This window comes from Desulfobaculum sp. SPO524 (assembly GCF_044987625.1).
GTDB lineage: Bacteria > Desulfobacterota > Desulfovibrionia > Desulfovibrionales > Desulfovibrionaceae > Desulfobaculum.
Genome location: NZ_JBJDSB010000002.1, coordinates 1128607 through 1154095, shown reverse-complemented (window position 1 = coordinate 1154095; position 25489 = coordinate 1128607). Strand labels below are relative to the sequence as shown.

The window sequence follows — 25489 nt, the reverse complement described above, 5'->3', positions numbered from 1 at the left end:
GAGTCGCCTTGGCTCGTGTTGGCTGGCGATTGTGGAACAGGCCCCCACAGCGTGGTGGGCTTGGGCTTGCCGGGCGCACCCGGCTTCTTGTTACGTCTTACGCCGTCCAGCTTTTGGGCGGCGTTTTTTGGTTGCGCGCTTCATTCATGAGTCCTGTGGCGCGCCTTTTTGGCGCGGGCGGCGACGCTGGGCTACAGAACGTCGGGCACGCCGTCTGTTATGACGTCCCGGATGGTTTCCGGCGTCCACACCACGCCAACGGACGTTTCGTGCTGCGTTACTTGGCGGGCGGCGTCCACGGCGTAGAGGCGTCCGCTGTACATGCCCAGCCACTGGTCCACGATGGGCGTGCGCGAGGCGACGTGCTGCGGCCCATCCTGCGCGCTGCGCATATACCCTCCAAACTCTCGCGCCATGGCGGGAGCACCAGAACACCCCATATCCATATCCCCTGAAATGAGCAGAAAACTGCGCTCCGGTGCGTGCGCGGCAATGGTGGCGCTGACGCCTATGGGAGCGCCCCAAAAGTCGCGCCCGCCGGGATAGCCATACAGCAGAACGGGTTTGCCCACGGGCACGGCCATGTCGTCCACCAGCGTGGCTCCGTCATCCACCCGCGGCAGGTCTATGCCGGGGAGCGACCAAAAGCGCGCCGCGCGCGAGGCGCCCACAGCATACAGCGTGAGCGTGTCGAAGGGGATGCAGGCCACGTCGCACCAGTTGGCGCGCTCCGGCGCGGGGTGGCGCAGAAAGATGCTGATGCCGCGTTGGTACAGGGGGAATTCCGCGATGACTTCCGCCCCGTGGCGGATGCTGCCCCGCATGGGCGGGGGCATGGTTTTGGCGCGGAGCCGTTCGCGCAGGCAGACGCCGCCGCTGAGACTGTGGAAGGCCGTAATGACGCTGGGGCCGCCTGGTCCTGCCACCACGAATCCGCTGCCTACGGCGTGCCCGGCGTCGCCAAGGTTGAGGATGATGCGCACCACGCTGTCCCGCGCCGGGTCGTCGGAGGAAGCGGCGCGGGAGGGCTGCCCAGAGTGGGCGGTGAGGCTGTGTTTTGCGTGAAAGCTGTCCATGGGCGTTCCTGCGGGGTGCGGCGGGCCTTAGCCGAGAAGCGTGCCGCGTTGACGGAAGATATGACCAAGCTCACTGCCGATGGCGTCTACCCCGCCTGGGAGCATGCTGGCGGGGATGCGCAGGGAATTGGCGGACCCGCCGAGGCCGAAGGTCAGGGCAAGGCGCCGCCAGAAGTCCAGCCGCTCCACGCCCCGCTCCGTGAGGACGATTTCAATGGAATCCGTCAACAGTGTGCGGCGGCGCCGGACGTTTTCTACGTCGTCCCACCGGACGATGGTGGGGCCAAGGATGGAGCAGTCTATGAAGACCTCCATATTGGAGATGGCAAGGCTTGGTGTGTTGCGGAAAAAGCGTTGCAGGGCCGGAACCAACGCGGCGGCGGCTCCGGCGATAAGTGGCAGGAGCGCCAGCACGCAGACATCCGGCGATGGCTCGTAAAAGTCCGGGCGCGTCAGGCGCGCCCACAGCACCCCGAACAACAGTCCCACGATGCCGCCGCGAAAGGCAATGATGCCCAGCAGGCGAAAACGGTCTGGATACACATCGTTCACTGCTTTGCCCTCCCTTGGCTCCAGCATACACCACCGTGGGCACGGCGCACAACGGGCAGTGTGAAATTGCCCGGACCTCAGGCTCTTGAGGCCACGGAGCAGTGTGGGGGGCAGATGCAGGGCAAAAGAGAAGCCGCGCCATCCAGAGGGTGGGGATGACGCGGCTTTTTGGAGAGGGGGTGGCGGCCGGGATGTCGCCGGTCCCGGCCGCCTGTTGAGGATGCAGTCGTTAGGTGAAGAGGAGAGGTTCACAGCGCGACGAGGGGGGAGTCGTCTTTTGCGCCGTGACGGGTTAGTGTTTTTAGAGAGCTGTGGAGGTGGCTTATGGTCCGTCAACCATTGCCGTTGTCTTCTCTCTATCAATCCCCGTGCCAAAAATGAAAGTCAAATAAATGCGCGGTGTTAGAGAAAAGCTCAAAAAAGATGTGCCAAGTGCGGCGCGCGTGTTGTGCACCACGTTGCACAACTTGTGAGGGGCTGTGTTGCACAAGATTGCACAATGTGTGCACATGTTGCCAAGGGCGATGTGCACAAGCAGGGCGGGCCGTTGAGGGTGGAGTCTCTGTATAACTCGGAACATGGGGAACACCTGTGTCCGGGAACAGATTATGGCGGTATGGGGGGCACGTGTTTCGCCCTTGTCGCAAGGGGCGCGGGAGCGGTGGCGAGTTTTTCAGTTCTGGAGCAGTGGTTAAGGCGGCGGGAGAACGGCAACCGTGTGTGGGAGGGAGAATGACGCACAAAGCGGACAAGGGCGCGTCACAGGAAATATCGCCCGCGCCGGGCGGTGGCGGCAACGCCGCGCGTCAGGATGCACGTCATGACGCGCGTCTGGGCGCGCCTCGCCGTGACGAGCGCGGGGCGCGGGCGGCGGCGCGGCTTGTGGCGGCGCTGTGCGTGGTGAGTGGCGCGGCGTGTCTGCCGCCGGTCTTTGCGGCGATGTTTATGGTCCCCGGCGAATCCGAGCTTGCGGTGCTTGGCGTGGCGGGTGGCCTTGGCCCGGCGCTCATCGTTGTGGGCGCGGCGCTCTGGTGGCGCGGGGCGCGGATGCCACGGACTGTGGCGGTGCTTTTGGGGCTGATGGTTGTGCTGTGGGCGGAGCTTGGCGCGCGGACGGTGGTGCGCTCCGCGCCCGAGCTTGCCGCGCCGTGTGAACGCATCGCCCGCTCTCTTGACGCATCGGGGGCGCTTTTTCAAGGGCAGGCGCTGACGCACTTTCGCGGGCGAAGCGGGCGGGTGTATTATCCCGACGCACAGGTGCTCAGCCGCGGGGTGCCGTTTAACGCGTACGGTTTTATCGGGCCGCAATGGTCGCTGGCGAAGCCGCAGGGCATCGTGCGCGTGGCGTGTCTTGGCGGTTCCACCACGGCTACGGGCTACCCCCGCGCGCTGGAGGACATCCTGAACGCCGCGCCCGGAGAGACGCGGTACGAGGTGCTGAACTTTGGCACAGGCTATTGGACCAGCCTGCACTCCGTCGTGAACTATATGCTGAACGGGCAGGCCTTCGCGCCGGATGTTGTGGTGTTCCACCATGGCTGGAACGAGATTGAGGCCGTGGTCAATACCCGCACCATGCGCCCGGATTATAGCCATGCGTACAAGGCCTATGCCCCGGCGCGTCCTCCGGCGAGCCTGCGGCCTCTGCTGCGGATAAGCGTGCTGGCGCGTCTTGGCGTGTGGCGTGTTGGCGCGCCGGATTGGATGAACTTGTGGCATGCCATCTATCAGCCGCGCGAGCGGGACCTGACCCTGATTGACCGCCCGGAGCGTTGGCGGCCCTATGAGCGGGCAGTGCGCACGTTGGCCGCGTTGGTGCGGGCAAACGGGGCGCGGCTGGTGGTGGTGACGCAGCCCCGTTCCACATCGGCGCAGGCCCGGTACGCCGAGGAGGCACCGGCCATTGACGCGGCCAATGCCGTGGCTCGCCGTGTGGCGGCGAGCATGCCGGAGGTGACGCTTCTTGACCTTGCCGAAACCCTCACCGGGCAAAATGATTTGTATACGGACCTCGCTCATATGACAGCCGCAGGGCAGCAGGCCAAGGCCCGCGCCATTGCGCGGACGGTTGTGTCCGCCCTGCGTGGCGACGGCGCAGAAAGCGTAAGAGCGCCCAGAGAGGGCGCGGCGGGTGTGGCCCGCTAAGTGGCGTTGGCTGGTGTGGGAGGCGTAACGGTGGCGCGGAGCTTGCCGTATATTTCATAATGAGCAGAGGAGGGCGCTATGCGAAAGGTTGTGCAGACGGTGGTGCTTGCGCCTCTTGTCTATGCGGGGTGCGCGTATGTGGTGCATTGGTGGTACGGCATGCCCATGCAGGAGCTTGTGTACGAAGCCGCGTTTTTGACCCTTGTGGTGCTGCCCGTGGTTCTTGCCGTTTTTGATGCGCCCCGGCGTAGGCGCAAGGCCGCGGAGAAAAAAGATATGTAATTTATGGCATATGGCACATGTGCCATTTTCCCGTGGCGTGCCCGTATAGACAGACAGAACGCGGCCGGAATGAATCCCGGAGTGAAGCCCGGACGGCGGAGCTGCCGGAGGCCGCGCCAGTCTTTTATCATGCAAGGAAAATGGAGAAAGCTATGCTGTATTGTCCCAAGTGCGCCGGAGAGTCGTCGGTATTGCGGTCCTTTGATGATGTGCGCACAGTGTCACGCCTGCGCCGGTGCAAGCGGTGCGGGTATGCCTTTACCACCACGGAGATTATTAATGTGGATATGCAGTCCTTTGTGGAGGTTCATGCCCAAAAGGTGAAGGACGAGCAAAAGCGCGGCGCCTCGTCCATGACGCAGGACTACATCGACGCCGTGGGCCGCGCCTATCGCGACAGGCAGCGCAGCGCGCCATGCGCCATGTGAAGCCGCCTGCGGGAGGAGCCACGGGATGCGGAGCGCGCCGCCATTGCTGGACGCTCCGCAAAAGAATGTGCGGCAAGGGCTAGACAACCGTACGAAATTTTAGGACAAAGAATGCCGAGGAGCGAATGAGGCTTTCGCGACGCGTTGCGCAGAATATCGTGAGTATGCGGGAACTTGGGAAGGTTCTGGCAGAAGATTGGGCGCGGCGCGGTCAACCATGCGGCGCGCTTTGCGCCGCTCCAAAAGCATTGGAAAAATGGAGGAAAGCCCATGTATTTTAAGCAGATTCAAGTCAATGGCCTTGGGTGCCTGTCCTATGTTCTTGGTTGCCCACAGGCCGGTGAGATGATTGTCGTCGACCCCAAGCGTGATATTCAGGACTATCTGGACATCGCCCGCGACGAAGGCATGCGGGTTACGCATATCATCGACACCCACGTCCACGCGGACCACGTTTCCGGCGCGCATGAGCTGGCGTCGCGCACTGGCGCGCCCATTTGCATGCATCCCGAAACGCCCGCCACCTTCACCTTCACCCCCCTGCCGGAAGGGCACACCCTCACGGCGGGCAACGCCAAGCTGGAAGTGCTCCACACTCCCGGCCACACGCCGCATTCCATTTCTCTCGTGGTCACGGACCGTGCCCGCGCAGAAGAGCCGATGATGATTCTCACCGGCGACCTGCTGTTTGTGGGCGACGTGGGGCGCCCGGACCTTGCAGGCAAGGAAGAACTGCAGGAGCAGGTGCACAACCTCTATACCTCGCTGTATGAAAAGTTGGGTAAGTTGCCGGATTATCTTGAAGTGTACCCCGCGCATGGCGAAGGCTCGCTGTGTGGCAAGGGGATGAGTGCCAAGCCGCACTCCACCCTTGGCTTTGAGCGTGGGCACAACCCGCGCTTGCAGTACAGTTCCTTTGATGCCTTTGCCGAGGTGATGGGGGCGGATTTCCCCACACGGCCCAAGAGCTTTAAGTACATCATCTCCACCAACGCGTCCGGCGCGCCGCTGCTGGACCGGTGCCCCATGGAGCGCGCCCTGACCGTGGCCGACTTTGAGGCCGCCATGGAGCGCGGGGCAACCATTATCGATACGCGCGACGGCGCGGCCTTCGGCGGGTGCCACATCCCCGGCGCGGTGAACATCGGCTTTGAGAAGCAGCTTGCCAACTGGGTGGGCATGGTCATTGCGCCGGAGTCAGAATTGCTCCTTGTGGTGCAGGACAGACAGGCCTACGACGCAATGCGCACCGAACTGCACCGCATCGGCTACGACAACATCATCGGCTACCTGTCCGGCGGCATGCAGACGTGGATTTACGCGGGCAAGCCGGTGGAGAGCCTGGAGCAGGTTTCGGCGCACCAACTGTCCCAGCGTCTGGAAACCGGCACGCCGCCGGTTCTGCTGGACGTACGCACTCAGGCGGAATGGGATGGCGGGCACCTTGAAGGCGCAACGCATATGCCCTTTACCGAGATTCTGGACGCCTGCTGCACACTGCCGACCTCCGAAGAGGTGGTGGTCTACTGCGGCACGGGCTACCGCTCCAACATTGCTGGCTCGTATATGAGCGCGCATGGCTACACCAACGTCAAATCCCTTGCCGGCGGCATGACGGCTTGGGCCAAGGCCCGCGCAAAGGCTCCCGCAGCGTAATCAGCACACCACGCTTCGTCATGAAGCGTTTGAGGACCGCACCAGTCAGCTGGCGCGGTCCTTTTTTTGCCACGAGAGCGTGGCGGAATGCACTGCGCAAAATAATTTTGTGCCAGCACAGTTGCGCATGCTATAATTCCATAACGATATGTTTTGCCGGGAGATTTTCTTCCCGTTTTTTGCGCTGCGGCCTGCGCTTTTTCGAGGAACTTCGGCATTTTGTTCGTGCTTTCCCTTGCGGTTGTCTGCTAAAGAAATTGACAGGATTCCGCAGGGGGAGAGTAAAGGAATTCTGTAACTGGCCGATATTTCAGCCATGCTCGCAGTGCAACTTATGTGAGCATTCGTTCAATCGTACGGTGCTTTTGCCGTGTCGTCCGTCTGACATCATGCGGCGCGGGTTAAAGGCCGTAACATGAGGAGGATCCTTTATGCTTCGCAGGTTATCCATTGGCTTCCGCATTTTTTTCGTTCTGGGGGTCATGGTGCTGCTCTTTGCGGGGGCGATAGTCAGTTTTTACGCTATCTCCGCCCAGCTCGAGAGTATCTCTGTCACCACGGTTCAGGAAAAGATGCTCAAAGGGCACAAGGACAAGATTCGCATCTCAACACACTCTATGGCACTGACGCTTGCTGACGCCGTCCGGGGACTTGATACGGAGCAGCAGAAGATGGACGCCATCCGCGAGATGACCAACGACATTCGCTTTGAAGATGACGAATCCGGATACTATTTCGCCTACAAGGGCACGGTGCCGTTTTCCGTTCCGGCAAAGACTTCAGTTGAGGGGAAGGACTTGTCCGGCGCCAAAGATGAAAACGGCATCTACTACGTCCGCGAGCTTGCCAAAAAGGCGCAGGCCGGTGGCGGGTTTGTGGAATATGACTTTGTGAAGCCGGGCATGGGCCTGCAGCCCAAGCTGGCGTACTCCGAGATGGTTCCGGGGACCAACCTGTGGCTGGGCACGGGCGTGTACGTTGATAACGTGCAGGCCGAAGGAAAGCAGGTGGCAAACGCCCTGCACGATGAAGCCATTACGCAGTTTACGCGCATGCTCATCACCCTTGGCGTGTTGCTGCTCATCGTGGTTGTGGGCTGTATTGCCATCATCCGCAGCATTGTCCGCCCCATCAACGGCGCGACCGAGGCCGCGGAGTCCATAGCCGATGGCCAGTTGGATGTTTCCCTTAAGCCGCAGGGCACTGACGAGGCCGCCAAGCTGGAAGAGGCGCTGCTCATCATGTCCCGCACGCTGAAGCAGAACATGGCGGACATTGAGGCCAAAACCCGCGACGCCGAAGACAAGGCCCGTCAGGCCGAGGCCGCAACGGAAGAAGCCAACGCCGCGCTGGAAACCGCCAAACGCGCCCGCAGCGAGGGCATGCTCATGGCCGCCACCAAGCTGGAGGACATCGTGGGCCGCCTTGCTTCCGCCACCGCGCAGATTTCCGCCATGTCCGAGGAAATCAACAACGGCACCATGACGCAGCAGGAGCGCATCAGCACCACGGCCACGGCCATGGAAGAGATGAACGCCACAGTGCTGGAAGTGGCCCGAAACGCCTCCATGGCAGCGGATGCCAGCCGCGAAGCCCTGAACCGCGCGCTCAACGGTCAGGACGTCGTCCAGCATTCCATGACGGCCATGAACGCCACGCAAACGCAGACCGAAGCCCTGAAGACCAGTATGACCCAGTTGCAGGATCAGGCGCAGTCCATCGGCAACATCATGGGCGTTATTACCGACATTGCGGACCAGACCAATCTGCTGGCCCTCAATGCCGCCATCGAGGCCGCCCGCGCGGGCGAGGCCGGACGCGGATTCGCCGTTGTTGCGGACGAAGTGCGCAAGCTGGCGGAAAAGACCATGGTGGCCACCAAGGAAGTTGGCGGAGCTATCTCCGGCATTCAGAAGGTGGCCGAGGATAACATGCAGTCCATGGAGGACGCCGTTTCCGAGCTGATGAAGGCTGTGGACTACACCAACCAGTCCGGTGAAGTGCTGAGCGATATTGTTCAAAGCTCGCAGTCCAGCGCAGAGCAGATTCAGAGCATTGCGACGGCCGCAGAAGAGCAGTCCGCCGCCAGTGAGGAAATCAGCACCTCCGTTGATGAGGTTAACCGCATCACCACGGACAACGCCCGTGGCATTGCCGAATCCACACAGGCCGTGCGCGACCTTGCGGATCAGGCTGATGGATTGAATCGCCTTATTGAGGAACTCAAGAACGACGCCAACCAGAACTAGCCTCACCCGCTTACGCGAAAAAGAAAGCGCCCCCGGACCAATGTGGTCCGGGGGCGCTTTGCGTTGTGGTGTATCTGGCGGCGGGGAGCGCCTATCGAGTGCGGCGCAGACGCCCCCCGCAGGTCACAAGTGGCAGGGTTTACTTGTCGTGATCATCCCGGGGCGCGCTCGCCCCCTTGGACTTTGCGGTGAGGTCTCTGCCACAGTTCGGGCATTGCTTGGCGTAGTTGGAGACAACATACGCGCAATTGGGACACGGACTGGCTTCCATGGCATTTCCTCCTTAAACAGACTGTTGTGACTGACAATTTTCTACCAAACAGGTGTTGTTTATCGCAAGGGGAAAGTGCGGCTGGATGGTGCTTTTGCGCATTGGGCAAGGCTGCTGGTGTGAGTCTTGGTGTTGTGGTGATGTGGTGTGTGGTTGTGATTTGCGCAAGTTTGTGTAGTGCAGTCGACGTTGATGGGTATTCATTGATTGAACAGTCAGTGATGTATGCTTACTTGTTGTTGTGCAGATTGAGTGTTCAACCAGTATGGTGCTCTGTAAAGACGCCGTGCGTTGCCCTGTCCGCATCCGGGCGCTTGCGGTGTGAATGCGGGCGGGGGGCGTGCTCCAGGGAAGCAGCGGCGTGGCTGGGGGGTGATTTCTTTGGTTGCCGGGGCGTGGGAGCGTTTTTGCCGCCACATATGTCGCGGGGGTGGTGGGAGTATAATGTCAAACAAAGGGCTGACGGCGGTGCCGTCAGCCCTTTGTTCTTTAGGCGGGTTTGGGGGGGATGCTTTTGCCGTGGGGGTCTGTGGTGGGATGCCCCAGCAGGCTGTCCAGATAGTCTATGGCGCGTTGGTCCTGAATGTGTTCGAGAATGTGAGCGCGTTCGTGCACTTCTCCGGCGGGGGTGCCGATGTGCTCCAGATAGCTTTCCCACAGCCGGTGCGCGCGCAGAATGCGGCTGGCCTCCTGCGCGCCCTTGGGGGTGAGGGTGTACTGGGCGTTGGTTTCGGTGATGAGTGCATCGTGTACCATGTTTCCCAGCGAGGCGCGCAGGCGTTTGCCGTCAGCCACGTAGGGGCGGATGTCGCCCGCTGTGGCCGGGTCGCCTGCGCGGCGGATGAGCGCGCCAAGGATGTCTTCCAGCACATGCTGGGGCACGGCGTGGCGCTGCCTGAGCCAGCGCGCGATAAGTCCGTAGCGTGGGGCCAGCGTGAGCACGACGATGAATTGCAGGGTGGAGAACACCATAATTGCGCCTCCGCCGGCGGTGTCGAGCCACACGCACAGGTACAGTCCGCCCACCACGCTGGTCACGCCAAAGAGCGCCGCCAGCGCCATCATCCGCGAGAGCCTGTCGGACAGCAGATAGGCCGTAGCCGCCGGAGTGATGAGTAGCCCCACCACAAGAATGACGCCCACCATGCTTACCGCGCTCACCACCACAAGGGAAACGCAGGTGGTCAGCAGGTAGTCCAAAAAGACAATGGGCAGGCCAATGGATGCGGCCATAACCGGGTCAAACGCGGATATCTGAAAATGGCGGAAGAACAAGATAATGCAGGACAGCACCGTGGCGGCCACAAGGGCGCTGACCCACAGGTCCGTATCCGAAATGCCCAGCACATCGCCCATGATGAAGTGCATGAGGTCGATGTGGATATAGTGGCGGAAGATGGACACCACCACCACGCCAAGGGCAAAGACGCCCGTGTACATGATGCCGATGGCTGTGTCCTCCTTCACGCGGGACACGCGGGAGACGAAGCCGATAAGCCCCACGGTGAGAATGGCCGCAATGAGTGAGCCAATCAGCATGCCCGGAGCGTTGGCCTCCAGCCCAAAGAGCATCTTCATGACAAGATAGCCCCCGGCCACACCGGCAATCATGGCGTGGGAGAGCGCATCGCCCAAGAAGGCCATGCGGCGCAGTACCACAAGGCACCCCACAACGCTGGCCACCACCGCAACGATGCTGGCCCCGATGAGCGACTTTTGAAAATACGCCTGCGAGAGCGGGTCAAGAAACGCGTGGCTGAGGAAATCTATCACGGCGTGGTTTCCTCCTTGCGGAAAACATCCGAAAAGACGCGGAGCTTGCCTTCGTACACCTCGCTCAGCAGGTCCTCGCGCAGGACCATTTGCGGCGTGCCGTAGGCAAACAGGCGCTGTTTGATAAGAGCGAGGCGGTCAAAGTATTCGGCGGCGGTGGCGAGGTCGTGGTGCACCACGACAAGGGTTTTGCCTGCGGACTTGGCGCGCTCCAGCACATCAAGAATGGCGCGCTCCGTTGCGGCGTCCACCCCGGCGAAGGGTTCGTCCAGCAGCAGAATGTCCGAGCCTTGGGCAAGGGCGCGGGCCATGAACACCCGCTGCTGTTGGCCGCCGGACAATTGGCCGATTTGCCGGTCCGCAAACTCCGCCATACGCACCATGTCCAGGGCTTCGTCCACGGCGTCGCGGTCTTCAGGACCGGGATTGCGGTACCACGGAATGAGGTTATAGCGCCCCATCATGGCAACCTCGCGCACGGTGATGGGAAAGTCCCAGTCCACAGCGCCGCGCTGGGGCACGTAGGCCACGCGTCCCTTGGCCTTTTCTGCGTCGATGCCGTCGATGCGCACATGGCCGACATCGCGGTGCACAAAGCCCAAAATGGCCTTGATAAACGTTGACTTGCCCGCACCGTTTGGGCCGATGACGCCGACCAGCAGGCCGTTTTCAATGGAGAGCGTCATGTCCAGCAGGGCGGGCTTTGGTCCGTAGCTGACGGTGAGGTGTTTGACCTCAATGACGGTTTTGCGCTCTGTGGTGGTCATGAATGGTCTCCGTCGCTGGCTGCGGTAAAGCGCAGGGTTCCGCTGACGCTTGCGCCGCCGTCGTTCCAGAAAGTGGTTTCCGCTGTGGGCTGGCCGTTTCGCAGGATGCGGACGCGCACGGCATGACGGGTGCCCCCGGCGGAGACGGGCGGCGCGGCCTGTACGTAGATTTCGTTTGCCCCCTGCACCACGCCGGGGACCGCGCGCCGCAACCACGGCTGGCCGGGGCTGATGTCGCTTGGGATGGCCCCAATGGATGCGCCGTTAAGGGTGACGGTTATGGCTGGCGTGTCGTCGTCCGTGGTGCGTAGGGCAAAGGGGTCGGCCTGCGCGGAGAACGTTGGGGTCAGCTCAATGTCGTACACGGCGCGGGCCGCTTCGGGCGCGGCTTCGGCAAGGGCAGGGGACGCCTGCCCGGAGTCGCGCAGGTGCATGTACACCCCAACCCCGCCGACAAAGGTAATCCAAATGAAAATGGTAAGCAGGAATCGAAGCATGGTGCCTGTATCCTTTTTCCGTTGATGACATGGTGCGCTGGGCCGGTGTGAAGCTGGTGAACGTCGCCGCCCTGAAGCGCGTGCGAGAAGCTCTCACCTGATGCGCCGGTCCTTTGCGCGGGCGTTGAATGGTTTTCCGCCCTACATCGCCGCCTCGTTTCCCCGCCGGCATGGCTCATTTGCGGGGCGTTGAGGGCGCATTGCTGCGCACGTCAGCCCTGTTCGTCCCCGTTGGTCAGCAGGGAATTGACGATGAGCAGGACGTTTTCCCGCATCATGCCGATGTAGGTTTCGCCTGCTGTGTCGGCCTCTCCCATGGAGTCCGAGTACAGCTCGCCGCCAATGGCAACGCCCGTGTCGCGGGCAATTTCGCGGATGAGCTTGGGGCTGATGGTGGTTTCCACAAAGATGGCGGGCGCGCCGGAATTGGCGATGGATTCCACCACCACCCGCCGCCGCTCGGGCGTCATGCCCGCGCCGACCTCGCTGCCTGTGGACCAGCCCACTGGGGCGATGCTCAGATAGTTGTTTCTCTCATTGAACTTGAACTCCCGGCAGAAGTAATTGAACGCGTCGTGCGTGGTGACGAGGATGCGGCGGTGGGGCGGAATACGCGCCACCTGCTGGCGCACCCATGCGTCCAGTACGCGCAGTTGCTGCAGGAAAAGCTGGGCCCGCGCTTCGTACTGGCGCTTGCCGTCTGGGTCCAGCCGGTTGACGGCGCGGGTGATGTTGTTGACGTAGACGGCGGCGTTTCGCGGTGAAAACCAAGCGTGAGGATCCGGTATGGTTTGGCCGTCCTGACTGATGTCCAGCGGCTGGACGCCGTCGGTGCAGGTGACAATGGGCTTGCCCGCATCACGTGCGAGGGTGCCCATCCAGTCCTTGCCCTCCAGATGCAGGCCGTTTTGCAGGCACAGGTTCGCGTCGAGGACGATATGCACGTCGTCCGGTGTGGGCTGGTAGGTGTGCGGGTCCGCGCCCGGGGCGAGAATGCAGTGCACTTCTCCCCGGTCGCCGACGATGTTGCGGGCAAAGTCGGCAATCTGGGTGGTGGAGGTGACGATCTTCAGGCCGTCCGAAGCACCGGCCGGGGCGACGAGGGCAAGGCATGTCATGATGCTTGCCAGCCAGATGCGGGCCGTTTTGAGAACGTTGGAATTCATGATGCCTCTTGTGCTGTGTTGGCGTGGAACGACATGGGCGCATCAATAACCATCCGTAAATGGAACAAATAACAGACCCCTTGTCCAGAGGTGGTGGTGTTTTGGCAGGGTGGATTGCGCGTGGTGGCGGCCGGCGAACGCGCGGAAGTGCAGGTGTGCGCATATGCCCCTCGCTGGAAACATGCGGCTTTTCTATGGTTCGCGCGTTGTGATTCACCGCAAGGACCAAAGGAGGTCGAATGTGAAGGACGAGAAAGCGTTGTATCAGTCGCGGACATTTTGGGGCGGTATGGTTGCCCTTGTCTGCGCCGTGCTCGCCATTGCGGGTGTGGACGTTGATGAAGGCACGCGCGCCGATATGCTTGAGTGCGGCATGCTGATTGGCTCCGCCCTTGGCGGCGTGCTGGCGGTGTATGGCCGCATCCACGCCAGCAAGCCCGTTCGCGTGCGGCGCATGCGCCGCGCGTCCAGTACGGGGAGTGAAGGGGCAGAGGCCGCGCCGGGCGAGGGGCAGGACAAGCCGGGCAAGGCGTCCGGTGCACGTCGCGGTTTGCCGCTGGTGTTGCTGGCTGTGGCGTTGCCGCTGTGCTTGCAAGCCTGCGCCATGCGCGATTTGACGCCAGCGCAGAAGGCGCTGGCCGTGGGCGAGGAACTGCGCGTTGCCTATGTGGCGCTGTATGAGGAATACGGCGCGCTGCACGCCTCCCTGCCGCCCGAGGATGTGGCGTATCTGGAGCGCGAGGTCGCCCCGCGTATGGACGCGGCCAAGCGCCTGCTGGTGGCGTACCGAAGCGGCGCAGTGGCTCTGCAAAGCGGGGAGAACGCGGCCACCCGCGCGGAACACGCGGCGCAGGCAGAGGATGTGCGGCAGGTATTGGCGGAGTGCGCCATGAAGCTGGCAACAGCGAAGAACAGTGACTCGGGAGGGGAATAATGACCGAAACGACCTTGATGCTGGTGTCCTCGGGACTTCGCCTTGGCCTGCAAGCGCTGGAAGCGGCCATGCGTTTGAATAAGGAAGGCTACGCCGTACCGGAGCTTGAGACCTTTATGGCGCGGACCGATGCGCTCCGGGCCTTGCCCGATCTGACGCCGGGCGCGGAAAGCGGAGCGGATGCGCCGCAGACGCCCTCCACGGCGAGCGCGCAGCGCGCCAAGGCCGGTCAGAACGCCGAGGGCGTGGCCCCCGCGGAAGGCGGCTCCGGTGACGGCGAGCAGACGCCCGAGGGCGTTGGCCTGTTTGGTCTGCGGCGTCACGCGGAGACAACGGAGCGGTAACGCGATGCATGAAAAAGAGACCATCGTGTCGCTTCTTCAGCTTATGGGCGGCTTCGTGCCGCCCGTTTTGCTGGCTTTGGCTGGGGGAACCGTACGTGTTTTGCGTGGTCCGGAGCCATGCTCCGTGCGACAGGTGCTGGCCACAGTGGTGACGGCGGCGTTTACGGGGTACTTGGTGCATCTGCTGCTGGAACCCGCCACCTTTGTCCCCGAGGGCATGCGGCAGGCCTGTGTTGGTGTGGCGGGCTATGCGGGCGGGCAGTTGCTGGACATCATCTCCGCACGGATGTGCGCGGCGGCAAAGACCTTTTCGCCGTTGGACAAGTCTGACCCGCGCGGCTAGTGGGGCCTGTGATTGAAGGCCTTCGGATATTTCCCCCGCGATTCTGCGCAAGGCGCATGAGCGTCCGGTGGCCCGCAGGAAAGCATTGAAAAAAGGAGTGAGGGCTCTCCCTCACTCCTTTTGTGCGTTTGGAAATTCGGTGTGAATACCATGCCGAACTGTGGAAAATTCAGCCTGCTCTTTTCCACAGGCTGGCACCCTTGTGTGGATAACATGCGGCATGGTCACACCGACCGCATCAATCCCCTCAGGAGTGGGTCCCCTTCCCGTGCCGAAAACAGCGGACAGAGGTCCCCCCAATGGGAAGATGGTGCGGGGGCTGCGGCGCATTTGACCAGAGGAGCAGTGGCCCCGCGGCTGAACGTCTGAACCTCGCGGCATTCCGCAACAGGGCGTGACTTCCTGCGCCCACGCGAGTCAGCAAGCCGAGCACGCAACGCGTGAGCTTGCCAGCATACAGAACGCACCACATCCTTGCGCGAAGGGCGTCTTCCCCTTCCCCCGCGTGGGGGGGAGGTTGGGCGATACGGTGTTCTGTTTATGTCGTCTCGTTTGTTTCGTTTGCCTCGCACGTGTCGTCCGTCTCGTCGGAGAAGGCAAACTCCTCGGGCGGGGCGACGTTGCCGATATTGTCCGCCGTGATGGTGGGGCGGTCGTTGGCTATTTTCTTGACGCGATTGCGCAGCTCGTACTTTTGGTAATGGTCGAGATAGTCGCCAAGGACGGTTCGGCTGTGGCGCAGGAGCTCCCGGTCAATCTCGTGGGGGATTTCCCAGCCGCTACCGGACTGAATTTGGTAGACGTCGCGCGGTGAGCACTGGTCCACAAAGGTTTTGGCGATAAGCTCAATCTTGGCGTCTTCATCCTCCGGCAGGTCCGGCCGTGGCGCGGCCTCGGGCCTAGGCGTGCTGGGGACGCTGGGCGTGCTGGGGCCGGCCGGCGCGCCGTTTCTGGCGCCATTGTGCGGTGCGGGGGAAATTTCGCGCGCCAACGGAAAGTGCTGCGGGCTGGCAAAGGAGCGCACAATGTCATCGGACCAGCTCCGCTTGCGGTCGACCTCTGCCGCAAGGTGCGGGGACGTTGCGTTGGAGGGACCAAGGGTGAGCAAGTGCACCCGCAGACCAAGGTTCTGCGCCGCGTCAATGCCCGGGGCAAGGTCGGCGTCGCCGGTGATGAGAAGGGCGTCGGAGATGGCGCCGTTCTGCGTCAGGCTGATGATGTCCGCAATAATGAGGCCGTCCACGCCCTTTTGGCGCCCTGTGCTGTTGCGGGTGCCAAGGCGCAGCTTAAAGTCGTCCAGCTCTTCAATGCGGGCGTGTTCTTCGGCTTTGCCGTGGTTGCCGGGGCCGTCGTACCAGTAGGCACGCAGCAGGCTGGCGTGGGGGAATTCTTCGGCGGCGGTGTTGAGCAGTTGGCGGCGCAGTTCTTTGTAATTCAGCGCCACGCGGCCGCGTTCCGTCATGCGGCCATGAATAACCGTAATAGTTTGACACCAGAAGTAGCCGGCGTCGACAAAAACTCCAAGTCTATGCATATAAAATACCTCATAAATAAAAAAGACAAAGGGAGGCGCACAGCACCTCCCTTGTCACATATCGATGCTTTTCTGCATCCAGAATATGAATGGCATGTTTGCTATGCCGAATAGTTATAAAAATCACATACACCTCGGTCCCGGTTATGTCAAGACATTATGCAACATTCTGTATTGCTGCATCGGTGGCGATGTGGTGCAACATCGGTGGGTTGAGGCTTCGTGTCTGTCTGTGTAGGGTACTCCGATGCATACACAGGACAAGGAAAAAATGACACGGAACATGCTGGTTCAGCATGGCGAGCTCTGCGGAGCGGATGTTTTGGAGATTGGATGCGGGCCGGGCCGGGTGACGGCGGATGTTGCCGGGTGTGCACGCCGCTTGTGCGCCGTTGAAGTGGAGCACGATGCGCTGTGCGTTGCGGCGGCCACGGTACCGGGCTGTCAGTTTGTCCGGGCATCCGGGATGGCCCTGCCGTTTCGCGATGGCACGTTTGACGCGGTGGTCTTTACCATGTCCCTGCACCACCACCCGGACCCGGAAGACGCTTTGGCCGAGGCCTTCCATATGGTGGGCGAGAACGGACGCATTCTTGCGCTGGAACCGGTGCAGGAAGGCGAAATCCAGCAGTTGTGCAGTATCTTTGGCGACGAGGGCGACGCTTTGGCGCAGGCAGACGCCGCCCTGCACGCGGCCCCTGTGACCCGCAGAGTGCGGCGCGAATTCACCACCCGCTGGCGTTTTGACGATGTCGCCTCGGTGGATGACTATGTGCTGGGGTACTACGGCGTCCCGGAAACCGCTGAAAACATCGCCAAAATCCGCGACTTTCTTGGCCCGCGTGATGAGCGCGCGCCCCTTGAATTGACGGATACCCTGCGTTTGACGTGCCTCTATCCCTAGCAGGAGGGGAGACGGCGGGCTGCTGCGTTTGTGCAGAGACGCCGGGCTGGCGCACCCATGCAAGGGACGTCTGCCTCTTGCGTTTGTGTGTGGGGGCGTGCGTTCCCCCTGTGTTCTCGTTTGTCTCCTTGCTCCCCCAACCTGTCTTGAGCCGTGTGTGGCGCAGACGTCGTAGCCATTCTTCTTGATGGGCGCTGCACGGCTGCATTTTGGGCCCACTTTCAGGACACTTCTGGGCGCTGGCGGCGTCCATAGCCTCATGCGTCTGCGCCCCCGTGGGTGTTGATTTTTTGCGGAATTATACCGGGGGGAGCCTTCTCAAGCGGCGCACAGCGCCAAGACGAAGAGGTCATGATGAAAAGCGCTGGAATTCCAGCGCTTTTTTTGCGCTCTGCGCAGGGGGAAAGGGGCAAAGAATCCGCTGGAAAGACAGGTGGTTGCCACATTGTGTAAACGAAGCGCCCTCCAAAGGATGGAGATACTTGTTAATCTGGCGAAAATTCAATTCTGGCGGGCAAAAATGCGAAATTCTATCGCCATGGAAACCAGAATGCTGTAGTGTGAGGTGAACTGGGAAAACCTCTACTTTTGGTGACGGGGAGCTGGAAGCACATGCGAATTTCCGTTCCGGGGGTAGGGGGAAGAGTGGGCCGCCCAAAGGGGTGGCAGATTCGGGAACCATGCGCCTTGGGGAAATCCTTCCGCCAGACGCGCGAAATTTTACCGGAGACAATCATTATGCGGTTCAAGCATGAAGCAGGGCGCGATCCGCCCGGAACATCGCCACCTCAAGCCATACCCTACACATGAGCCCCCGCGTTCAGGCCGAATGATTCGGCATGGAGCGGGGGCTTGCTTTGCTACATAAACAGCATGTCGATATCAAAGCCGATGTCGGTCTTTTCCTTCTGCTTGTTTTCAATCTGCCGCTCTTGCGCGGCCTCCAGAATTTCGCCAAGGCGGGTTTCCTGCTCCGGGGTAAGTTCCCCGAGCAGACAGCCGATTTTTTCCTCCTCCACACGGGCAACGGTGAGGGTGAGGTGTTTCAGCTCCGGCGTCACGCCGTTTTCGGTGAGGTGCAAAATTTTGGCGGGGATGGACGCATCCATGGTGAAGGTTTGCTCCTGCGGGCTAAAAGCCACAGACCCCATACTCAGTTCCGTAATGGCAAAGTGGTCCTCGTAGCCGGAAAGCTCCAGCAGCAGGTCCGGCACCCAAAAACGGACGGCCTCGCGCCGGTCCGCGCCGTCCGCCTCGGCCTTGGCGCGATCCTTCGTGGTTTGACTCCAGCTTTTACCGGTGAGGTTCTTCCACAGTTTGCGGGCCTGCGGCGCGTCGTCATTGGCGGCAAGGGCGAGTTCCAGACGTTCCTTGGCGGTATCCCCTTTGCCCACATGCGAGAGCGCTTCCGCACTGCCAATGAGAAGCTCGGTATTGTCCGGGTCCAGAATGAGAGCGCGTTCGTACAGCCGGGCCGCTGGCTCGTAGTCTTCCTTTTCCGCGAGGGCGCGGGCGCATTCGGCAAAGGGGCTGGGGGCGCCCGCGTCGTGGCGGCGGTGCTCCAGAAAAAGCTTTTCCGCCTCGGAAAATTCTCCGTTCTCCACGTGCACCTTGCCCGCTGTCAGGAGGAACTGGGCAAATTTATCGTCCTGCTTTTTGGCTTTGCAGGCGTAGGCGAGGCCGCGGAAGGCGTCCGCGCTTTTGGGGCTGGCCTTCACGGCTTTGGAAAAATAGGCAATGGCCTTGTCCGGGTCGCGTTCGTCCAACGCCTTGAACCCGGCATCCAGCACCTTTTGGGCGTCCTGACTGGTGGGGGCGGGGGCCTGCGCCTTTTTGGCGGAGTGCGAAATGGCTTTCTCTACTGTGGCCAGCAGCGTGTCCTGCGAGAAGGGTTTGACCAAAAAGGCGGAAGCACCGGCGCGGGCGGCGGCGGTGACGATGCGCTTGTCCTTTTTTGCGGACATGACCACGACGGGGAGTTTGCCGATTTTGGGCGACTGACGGATGCGCTGGAGCAAGGCGACCCCGCTGTGCTGCCCCACCACAAGGTCGCAAATGACGAGACCGATGTCCTTTTGTGTGAGGATATTCCACGCCTCTGGGATGCTTCCGGCAAGGAGCACGGCGTTGTACCCTCCGTCATGCAAGTGGCGGGAAATGATCTTTTGCAGTGACGGGTTGGCGTCAACAGCCAGAACGAGGACATCCTTTCTCTCTGTCATTATGAACCTCTGCATTGCGGCAGTATGGTGCAAGCGGGCTAAGGCCGCGCATTGAATGAGCACAATCCTTGTGAATCAGGGACTTATGATGCGCTCTATCATGCAATGACTCCCCTTAGCAAGCGTGCTGATGGGGCGGGAATATGGATCGGTAGAGAGGGAAAGTGAGGCATGGCCGCGCTGCGTGCCCATTGCGACAAGACGCGTGCATTGTGCGTCTACAGGATGCCCTTAGCGCGGATGGAACGCGAGAGTTTTGCGTAGTCCACGGGTTTTTGTAGAGCTGTCAGGGCTATTTTACGTTCTTCCCGCAGGCGGCGGATGAGGCCCTTGAGCTGGCGGGGGTGGCTGTGGCGACGGATGCGGCGCTCGCGCTCGCGGAAAATTTCCATAATCAGGGCGCGGTGGTAGTCGCGTGCGGGGCGCAGGCGGGCCTTAAGCTCCGCTCGCTCAAAGATATATGCGCCGCCACGTGGTCCGTGCTGCACCGCGGTGCTCCACAGCACTTCGCGCAGAATGGCCGGGTGGCGGGAAGGGTCGATGCCCGTGCGCATGCGGATGTCGCGCAGGGTGGGGGTGTAGTAGTTGTTGTGGATAAAGTCGTCCTGCAGGCGCTCGAACAGGCCGGGGTAATTGTCCGCCACGCGCCGCCATTTAGTGGGCAGTGTGCCGCGCGTACTGCCGGTATTGGCCGCGCCGCCTTTAAGGCGCCGCGCGAGGCTGGGGGCCCTGTGGTCCAGATAGCGGATAAAGCGCCGAACCGTGCCCTTGCGCGAGGACATCTGATACTTGCCGTAGGATGTGCCGCCGTCGGGGTCGTAGCCAATGGCGCGCGAGCCGTGGATGCCGGATTCAAACAGCGCGCAGAGCTTGCCCAGTTCCCGCCGTTTGGCCAGCTTGGCGCGGATGGCGTCAAGGCGCGTTGTGGGCGGCGCTATGGCCGAGGCCGGACGCGGCTCAAGGCTGGCGAGGTCCGGCATGGTGGTGGGCACGGCGGCGAACATGCGCCGCAGGTTGGACGAGGTGCTGGCAAAGGCGAGGAAGCGTTCCTTGTCCAGCGGGTGGAAGGCCTGCTTGTCCACGGGCATGCGGACAATATGATGACGCACCTTGCCGCGGACGGACGCCATGAGCGGCGCTGTGGGGAGCATGGCCGGGGACACGGCCAGCAGCGGGTGCGGCGCGCGTGCGGTGTGGACCACCTCCGCAAGGGCGGCGTTGGTGCGCCACGGCGCGCCTAGCGTCTGCGCCCGCGTAAACGAGCCTACGGAGAAGCGTACGTCCTGCGTGGCGGGATAGAGCGGCAGATACCGCTTCAGCATGGCCTGCTGGTCCTGCGACATCTGATGGAAGCGCGCCACCTGCGCTATGGGGGCCGCAGGCGCGCTGAACTGAATAAGAGCGTATTCGGCGCAGAAAAGGCTAAACACCGCCAAGGAAATGACGGCTGGGTACAGGCCGCCGCGTTGCCAAATCTCGCCGCGGCGCATGGCGTGGCAAAAGCCCCGTGCGGCGCGGCGTATGGCGCTGGCGCACGGGAGCAGCAGCACGCCAGGAAGCCGCGTAGGCGGCGTGCTGCGCGCAAAGGCGATGAGCGCCGCGCTCTCCTGTGGGCTTAGCCTGCGCAGGGCGCGGGGCCAGACCCGCCGCAGTGTGGCGGCAAGGGAGGGGGCGGACGCAGCAAGGCGTGCGGAGAGGTTCGGCAACGGAGTTCGGGACCGGTTCATGTATGTTGTATCGTCAAAAGTGCCAGAAAGTTGTGTGTTCATGGCTGTCTTTGCAAAACTCCTGCCGTAGACGTCGAGTCGGAATCCAAGGCGCGCGAGGCGCGCCCGGAGCAGGCGAAGCTGGTTCATATGATGTTGCACCTGCTTGGGGCGCGTGTCGAGCTTCTGGCAGGGAATGTTGTGCAAAGTGGGGCGTGCCAGGCGTTATAACAGGACGGCAACGCCGCCCCGTACGCGGAGCGCTGTGGCGGCGTATGCCTGCGCGTGGCCGCCACAGCATGCGCACTTAGAACGTCAGCGAATGCCCGCCGCCAGTGGGGTGGACCTTGCCGGGCAGTAGTTTTTCCAGCGCTTCAAAGCCGCGTTTGCCGGTGCAGTGCGCGGGATAGATATGCTGAACGCGCGCCGCCTTGAGGGCGTCCACGCTTTCACGGATGGCGGAGTCCGGCGCGTCCATAAGGTGCGTGCCGCCGATAACGGCGTAGATTTGGTCCAGCCCGAAGCGCTCGCGGATATGACCGAGGGTGTTAGCCATGCCGCTGTGGCAACAGCCAAGGAGCAGGACCATGCCCTTGGCGGTGGGGATAAGCAGGCACGCGTCGTCGGGTACGGAGTCGGGCTGCGTGCAGTCCGTATCCGTATAGAAGTCCTTGGTGGCCTCGTATTGGCCCGGTTCGCGGTGGATATCCGTCACCACGGTGATATCGTCGCCGATTCTGAAGCCATCTGCTACGCCGCGCACGTCCGGGCGCGGCAGATGGTCGGAGAGCTTGGGGACGCCGATATATCGGGACTCCTCGCCGGGGTGGCAGGAGTAGCGCTCGCGCTGGTAGGCGGGGTGCGCGTACACGGCGCCGGTAAAGCCGCGTTCCAGAAGGGGAGCGAGTCCGCCCGCATGGTCCCAGTGCCCGTGCGAAAGGATAATCCCCCGCGCTTCGTGCGCCGGAATGCCGAGGGCATCGGCGTTTTTCAAAAAGGCCGCGCTGGCGCCGGTATCCCATAGCCACAGGCTGCCGTCAGCCGGTGTAACGGCGCAGGAAAATCCATGCTCATGAGCGAGGTGCGGAAGATGGGCCGTGTTGTCGATGAGGAGTGTGATGGTAACGCTCATAGTCGAGGCTCCTTGGAGCGCAGGTCGTCTGCTGTGCTGTCAGCACCGGGCGCGGGGTGGCCGCGCCCGGTGGAGAGAATGACTACTCCCCGCTGGCGGGCGCGGCGGGAAAGTGCTTGCCGCCCACGGGGAACTTTTTCGGATCGTCTTTGAACAGCTTGTAATTGATGGAATCCACAAGCGCCTGCCAACTGGCGTGGATGAGGTCATAATGCACGCCAACGGTGGTCCAGCGGTCCGTGGTGTCTGCGGATTCGATGAGAACGCGGACCACGGAGGCCGTGCCGTCGGAGTCGTTTTGCGAGCCGGGCAGCACGCGGACCTTAAAGTCCACAAGGCGCATCTCGTTGAGATTGGGGTAGAAGGGCACCAGCGCCTTGCGCAGTGCGGAGTCCAGCGCGTTGACCTGACCCTGCCCCGTGGCGGCGGTGTGCTCCACCGTGCCGCCCACCTTGAGCATGACTGTGGCTTCGGCGTAGGGCGCGGAGTATTCCGGGCGCATGGAGCCGACCACGTTAAAACGCACAAGCTGGAAGTAGCGCTTGGACCAGCCCATGGCCTGAAAGAACATCAGCTCGAAGGAGGCTTCCGCCGTGGAGTACTCGTACCCCATGTTCTCGCGGTTTTTGACCTCGGCCAGCAGGTCGAGGACGGCGGAATCGTTCTTGTCCAGCTCGTAGCCGTATTTCTTGGCCATGAACAGAATATTGCTGCGGCCGGAGAGGTCCGAGAGCAGCACGCGCTGCTCGTTGCCCACGGTTTCCGGGGGGATATGCTCGTAGGTTTGGGGATTCTTGAGTACCGCGCTGACGTGGATGCCGCCCTTGTGCGCAAAGGCGGACTTGCCCACGAAGGGCTGGCGCGTAAAGGGGCGCAGGTTGCAGATTTCCGAAACGAACTGGCTGGTGGCGGTCAGCTTGCGCAGGCCGCCGTCCGGCAGGCAGCGGTATGCGCCGTTACTTTTCAGCTCCAGATTGGGAATGATGGAGCAGAGGTTGGCGTTGCCGCAGCGCTCGCCGTAGCCGTTGATGGTGCCCTGCACCTGCACCGCGCCGCCGTGGACGGCCTCGACGGTGTTGGCGACGGCGGTTTCGGAATCGTTGTGCGTATGGATGCCAAGGCTGGCGTCGCCGGGCAGGGCGTCGCGCACCGCGGCGACTATGCCGCGCACCTCGTACGGCAGGCAGCCGCCGTTGGTGTCGCACAGCACCAGCACCTGCGCGCCTGCTTCGTGGGCGGCTTTCAGGCAGGCAACGGCGTAGTCCGGGTTGGCTTTGTAGCCGTCAAAGAAGTGCTCCGCGTCAAAGAAGACCTCGGGCACGTTGGCGCCCATATGGGCGATGGAGGAGCGGATAAGCTCCAGATTCTCCTCGTGCGAAACACGAAGGGCTTCGGTGACGTGCAGGTCCCACGTCTTTCCGAAAAGGGTCGCCGCGTCGGGCGCAGCCGCGATGAGGGCGGCGAGGTTTGGGTCCTCGTGCGCGGAGCACCGGGGGCTGCATGTACTGCCAAACGCGGCGACCTTGGAATGCGATAGATCGTATTGACGAATCTCCGTAAAGAAGGCGCGGTCGGTCTCATTGGAGCCGGGCCAACCGCCCTCAATATAGTCTACGCCCAGCGCGTTAAGCTTTCTGGCAATGCGAATCTTGTCGCCAGTGGAGAGGCTGATTTCTTCGGCCTGGGTTCCGTCACGCAGCGTGGTATCGTAGATGGAGATCTTCTTCATGGCGTCAACACTTCATTCCTTCTTTCTCCAGTTCAAATGATTCGTGCAGGGTGCGCACGGCCAACTCGGTGTATTTTTCCTCGATGAGGCAGGTGACCTTAATCTCGGAGGTGGAGATCATCAAAATATTGATGCCTTCCGCCTTGAGGGCCTGGAACATGCGTGATGCAACGCCGGAGTGGCTGCGCATGCCAACGCCAATGACGGACACCTTGGAGACGCGCTCGTCGTACAGGGTCTGCCGCGTACCGAGGGTTTCCTTTATTTCATCAATAATTTTGATGGTCTGGTCAAGGTCGGCGCGGGGCACGGTGAAGGTCATGTCGGTTTTTTCACCGTCGCGGCTGGTATTCTGGATGATCATGTCGACGATGATTCCGGCGTCGGCAAGGGGCGAGAACAGCGACGACGCCACACCGGGACGGTCATCAACGTCCAGAAGTGTTACGCGGGCCTGGTCCTTGTCATATGCGATGCCTGAAACCAGAACGGCTTCCATGCTTTCATCCTCCTGGGTTACGTACGTTCCGGGACAGTCGGAAAAAGTCGACCGGACGTGAACGGTCATGTTGTATTTTTTGGCGAACTCCACGGAGCGAATCTGCAGGACCTTGGCGCCCATGGAGGACATTTCGAGCATCTCGTCGTACGAGATTTTGGGGATCTTTTTGGCGCGGGAGACGATGTTGGGGTCCGTGGTGTACACGCCGTCCACATCAGTGAAAATTTCGCAAAGATCGGCCCCAACTGCAACGGCAAGTGCAACGGCGGACGTATCCGAGCCGCCACGGCCCAGCGTGGTGATGCGGCGCTGGTCGTCACAGCCCTGAAAACCAGCCACGACCAACACATCGTGGTCCTCAAGCTGGCGTTTCATGTTGTCGGCGTTGATGTCCAGAATACGGGCGCGGCCATATTTTTTGTCTGTGGTGATCTCGGCCTGAAAGCCCAGAATGGAGCGGGCTTTGATCCCTGCGTCTTTCAGCAGCATGGAGAAGAGGGCAACGGAAACCTGTTCGCCCGTGGAGACGAGGGAATCCATCTCGGCTGGGTCCGGGGCTGTGGACCATTCCTTGGCAAGGTCGATAAGCCGGTTTGTCTCGCCTGCCATGGCGGACAGCACGACGACGACCTTGTACCCGTCGGCGAGGGCCTTTTCCACCTTGGTCTGCACCTTGCGCATGCAGTCGAGGTTGGCGACCGAGGTGCCGCCGAACTTCTGAACGATGATGGCCATTGAAGCTAAGCTCCTCACTAAGTGTTGGGGTGTGTTGCGCGGCGCCTTGGGGCACGCGGGGCGGCTAGCCCTCGTGCGTGGCGGCGCGGAGAATCGCGGTGGCGGTTGCGCCCTGAGCCGTCAGTTCCAGCGTGCGGCCCGTTTGGGCGGGCTGCCACGTTAGAAGCAGATAATCCCCCGGCCAAAACTCGCGGTCGAGGTACTGCGACCACTCCACAAGCACAAGGGTCTCATCGTCGGCGAGGAATTCCAGAAGGGACTCGTCCGGTTCCTGAAATTCAAGACGGTAGAGGTCAAAGTGCGCCGTCTCGGGAGTGGTGGGATACAGGTTCATAATGTTGAAGCTGGGGCTGGAGACGCGGGCGTCTTCGCCCCCGGGCAAGGCGGCGACAAGGCCGCGCACCAGTGTGGTCTTGCCTGCGCCAAGCTCGCCGCAGAGTAAAACGTTCAGCCCTGTGGCGTCATCCGCCACCGCCCGCGCCAGGCGTTGGCCCAGCGCGAGGGTGGCGGCTTCGTCTTCAAGATGCACGGTGATGGTCATG

At 61.9% G+C, this 25489-nt stretch carries 22 protein-coding genes; 9 read left to right on the top strand and 13 right to left on the bottom strand.

All coding sequences use genetic code 11. From position 1 onward, the window contains the following. Positions 1-191: 191 nt before the first annotated feature. Both ACI3L3_RS10695 and ACI3L3_RS10690 read right to left on the bottom strand, forming a co-directional pair. Positions 192-1076, bottom strand: coding sequence for a hypothetical protein (locus ACI3L3_RS10695; protein ID WP_404845097.1), 885 nt, complete (start codon positions 1074-1076; stop codon positions 192-194). Positions 1077-1103: 27 nt separating this feature from the next. Next, positions 1104-1628, bottom strand: a complete 525-nt coding sequence (locus tag ACI3L3_RS10690) for a hypothetical protein (RefSeq protein WP_404845096.1) — start codon at positions 1626-1628, stop codon at positions 1104-1106. Between the two features lie 732 nt (positions 1629-2360). Here ACI3L3_RS10690 and ACI3L3_RS10685 point away from each other — a divergent pair. The 5 genes from ACI3L3_RS10685 (at position 2361) to ACI3L3_RS10665 (ending at position 8388) form a co-directional block, all read left to right on the top strand. Then, positions 2361-3773, top strand: coding sequence for a GDSL-type esterase/lipase family protein (locus ACI3L3_RS10685; RefSeq protein ID WP_404845095.1), 1413 nt, complete (start codon positions 2361-2363; stop codon positions 3771-3773). 78 nt (positions 3774-3851) lie between these two features. Continuing rightward, the gene (locus tag ACI3L3_RS10680) at positions 3852-4055 is read left to right on the top strand and encodes a hypothetical protein (protein WP_404845094.1); all 204 of its coding nucleotides are present in this window, start codon (positions 3852-3854) and stop codon (positions 4053-4055) included. Positions 4056-4207: 152 nt separating this feature from the next. After that, entirely contained in the window at positions 4208-4483 is a 276-nt protein-coding gene (locus tag ACI3L3_RS10675; protein WP_404845093.1) for a hypothetical protein, read from the top strand. A gap of 270 nt (positions 4484-4753) precedes the next feature. Then, complete coding sequence (locus tag ACI3L3_RS10670) at positions 4754-6139, top strand: rhodanese-like domain-containing protein (protein WP_404845092.1); 1386 nt, start codon at positions 4754-4756, stop codon at positions 6137-6139. Between the two features lie 431 nt (positions 6140-6570). Then, the gene (locus ACI3L3_RS10665) at positions 6571-8388 is read left to right on the top strand and encodes a methyl-accepting chemotaxis protein (RefSeq protein WP_404845091.1); all 1818 of its coding nucleotides are present in this window, start codon (positions 6571-6573) and stop codon (positions 8386-8388) included. Between the two features lie 760 nt (positions 8389-9148). Here ACI3L3_RS10665 and ACI3L3_RS10660 read toward each other — a convergent pair. The 4 genes from ACI3L3_RS10660 to ACI3L3_RS10645 all read right to left on the bottom strand — a co-directional run bounded on the left by ACI3L3_RS10660 (position 9149) and on the right by ACI3L3_RS10645 (position 12862). Then, positions 9149-10432, bottom strand: a complete 1284-nt coding sequence (locus tag ACI3L3_RS10660) for an iron chelate uptake ABC transporter family permease subunit (protein ID WP_404845090.1) — start codon at positions 10430-10432, stop codon at positions 9149-9151. After that, a complete protein-coding gene (locus ACI3L3_RS10655) occupies positions 10429-11199 on the bottom strand; it encodes a metal ABC transporter ATP-binding protein (protein WP_404845089.1) in 771 nt (256 codons plus the stop codon). The genes ACI3L3_RS10660 and ACI3L3_RS10655 overlap by 4 nt, the downstream gene beginning before the upstream one ends. Beyond that, the gene (locus tag ACI3L3_RS10650; protein ID WP_404845088.1) at positions 11196-11696 is read right to left on the bottom strand and encodes a hypothetical protein; all 501 of its coding nucleotides are present in this window, start codon (positions 11694-11696) and stop codon (positions 11196-11198) included. Before ACI3L3_RS10650 ends, ACI3L3_RS10655 begins: the two co-directional genes overlap by 4 nt. 212 nt (positions 11697-11908) lie before the next feature. Continuing rightward, positions 11909-12862, bottom strand: coding sequence for a metal ABC transporter solute-binding protein, Zn/Mn family (locus ACI3L3_RS10645; protein WP_404845087.1), 954 nt, complete (start codon positions 12860-12862; stop codon positions 11909-11911). 241 nt (positions 12863-13103) lie between these two features. On the opposite strand from ACI3L3_RS10645, the gene ACI3L3_RS10640 reads away from it, so the two are divergent. From ACI3L3_RS10640 to ACI3L3_RS10630, 3 genes are read left to right on the top strand one after another with little or no spacing between them, the layout of a single operon-like run. Then, on the top strand, positions 13104-13796 hold the full coding sequence (locus ACI3L3_RS10640; protein ID WP_404845086.1) for a hypothetical protein: 693 nt from the start codon (positions 13104-13106) through the stop codon (positions 13794-13796). Continuing rightward, complete coding sequence (locus tag ACI3L3_RS10635; protein WP_404845085.1) at positions 13796-14140, top strand: hypothetical protein; 345 nt, start codon at positions 13796-13798, stop codon at positions 14138-14140. The genes ACI3L3_RS10640 and ACI3L3_RS10635 overlap by 1 nt, the downstream gene beginning before the upstream one ends. A 4-nt stretch (positions 14141-14144) precedes the next feature. After that, positions 14145-14483, top strand: a complete 339-nt coding sequence (locus ACI3L3_RS10630; RefSeq protein ID WP_404845084.1) for a phage holin family protein — start codon at positions 14145-14147, stop codon at positions 14481-14483. A 538-nt stretch (positions 14484-15021) separates the two neighbouring features. On the opposite strand, the gene ACI3L3_RS10625 is transcribed toward ACI3L3_RS10630, so the two are convergent. Beyond that, positions 15022-16017 carry an NYN domain-containing protein gene (locus ACI3L3_RS10625; RefSeq protein WP_404845083.1) on the bottom strand — a complete coding sequence of 332 codons (996 nt, stop codon included), beginning with the start codon at positions 16015-16017 and terminating at the stop codon, positions 15022-15024. 247 nt (positions 16018-16264) lie between these two features. On the opposite strand from ACI3L3_RS10625, the gene ACI3L3_RS10620 reads away from it, so the two are divergent. Further along, positions 16265-16921 carry a class I SAM-dependent methyltransferase gene (locus ACI3L3_RS10620; RefSeq protein WP_404845082.1) on the top strand — a complete coding sequence of 219 codons (657 nt, stop codon included), beginning with the start codon at positions 16265-16267 and terminating at the stop codon, positions 16919-16921. An 860-nt stretch (positions 16922-17781) separates the two neighbouring features. Here the strand turns inward: ACI3L3_RS10620 and ACI3L3_RS10615 are convergent. The 6 genes from ACI3L3_RS10615 to tsaE all read right to left on the bottom strand — a co-directional run bounded on the left by ACI3L3_RS10615 (position 17782) and on the right by tsaE (position 25488). After that, positions 17782-19143 (bottom strand): response regulator, encoded by a 1362-nt coding sequence (locus ACI3L3_RS10615; RefSeq protein WP_404845081.1) that lies wholly within the window; start codon positions 19141-19143, stop codon positions 17782-17784. 218 nt (positions 19144-19361) lie between these two features. Beyond that, positions 19362-20870, bottom strand: a complete 1509-nt coding sequence (locus tag ACI3L3_RS10610; RefSeq protein ID WP_404845080.1) for a hypothetical protein — start codon at positions 20868-20870, stop codon at positions 19362-19364. 286 nt (positions 20871-21156) lie between these two features. Continuing rightward, entirely contained in the window at positions 21157-21981 is an 825-nt protein-coding gene (locus tag ACI3L3_RS10605) for an MBL fold metallo-hydrolase (RefSeq protein WP_404845079.1), read from the bottom strand. 82 nt (positions 21982-22063) lie between these two features. Continuing rightward, on the bottom strand, positions 22064-23710 hold the full coding sequence (gene cimA, locus ACI3L3_RS10600; protein ID WP_404845078.1) for a citramalate synthase: 1647 nt from the start codon (positions 23708-23710) through the stop codon (positions 22064-22066). 4 nt (positions 23711-23714) lie between these two features. After that, positions 23715-24947, bottom strand: coding sequence for an aspartate kinase (locus tag ACI3L3_RS10595; RefSeq protein WP_404845077.1), 1233 nt, complete (start codon positions 24945-24947; stop codon positions 23715-23717). A 64-nt stretch (positions 24948-25011) separates the two neighbouring features. Beyond that, positions 25012-25488: a tRNA (adenosine(37)-N6)-threonylcarbamoyltransferase complex ATPase subunit type 1 TsaE gene (gene tsaE / locus ACI3L3_RS10590; RefSeq protein ID WP_404845076.1), complete on the bottom strand. Its 477-nt coding sequence runs from the start codon at positions 25486-25488 to the stop codon at positions 25012-25014. Position 25489: the final 1 nt, after the last annotated feature.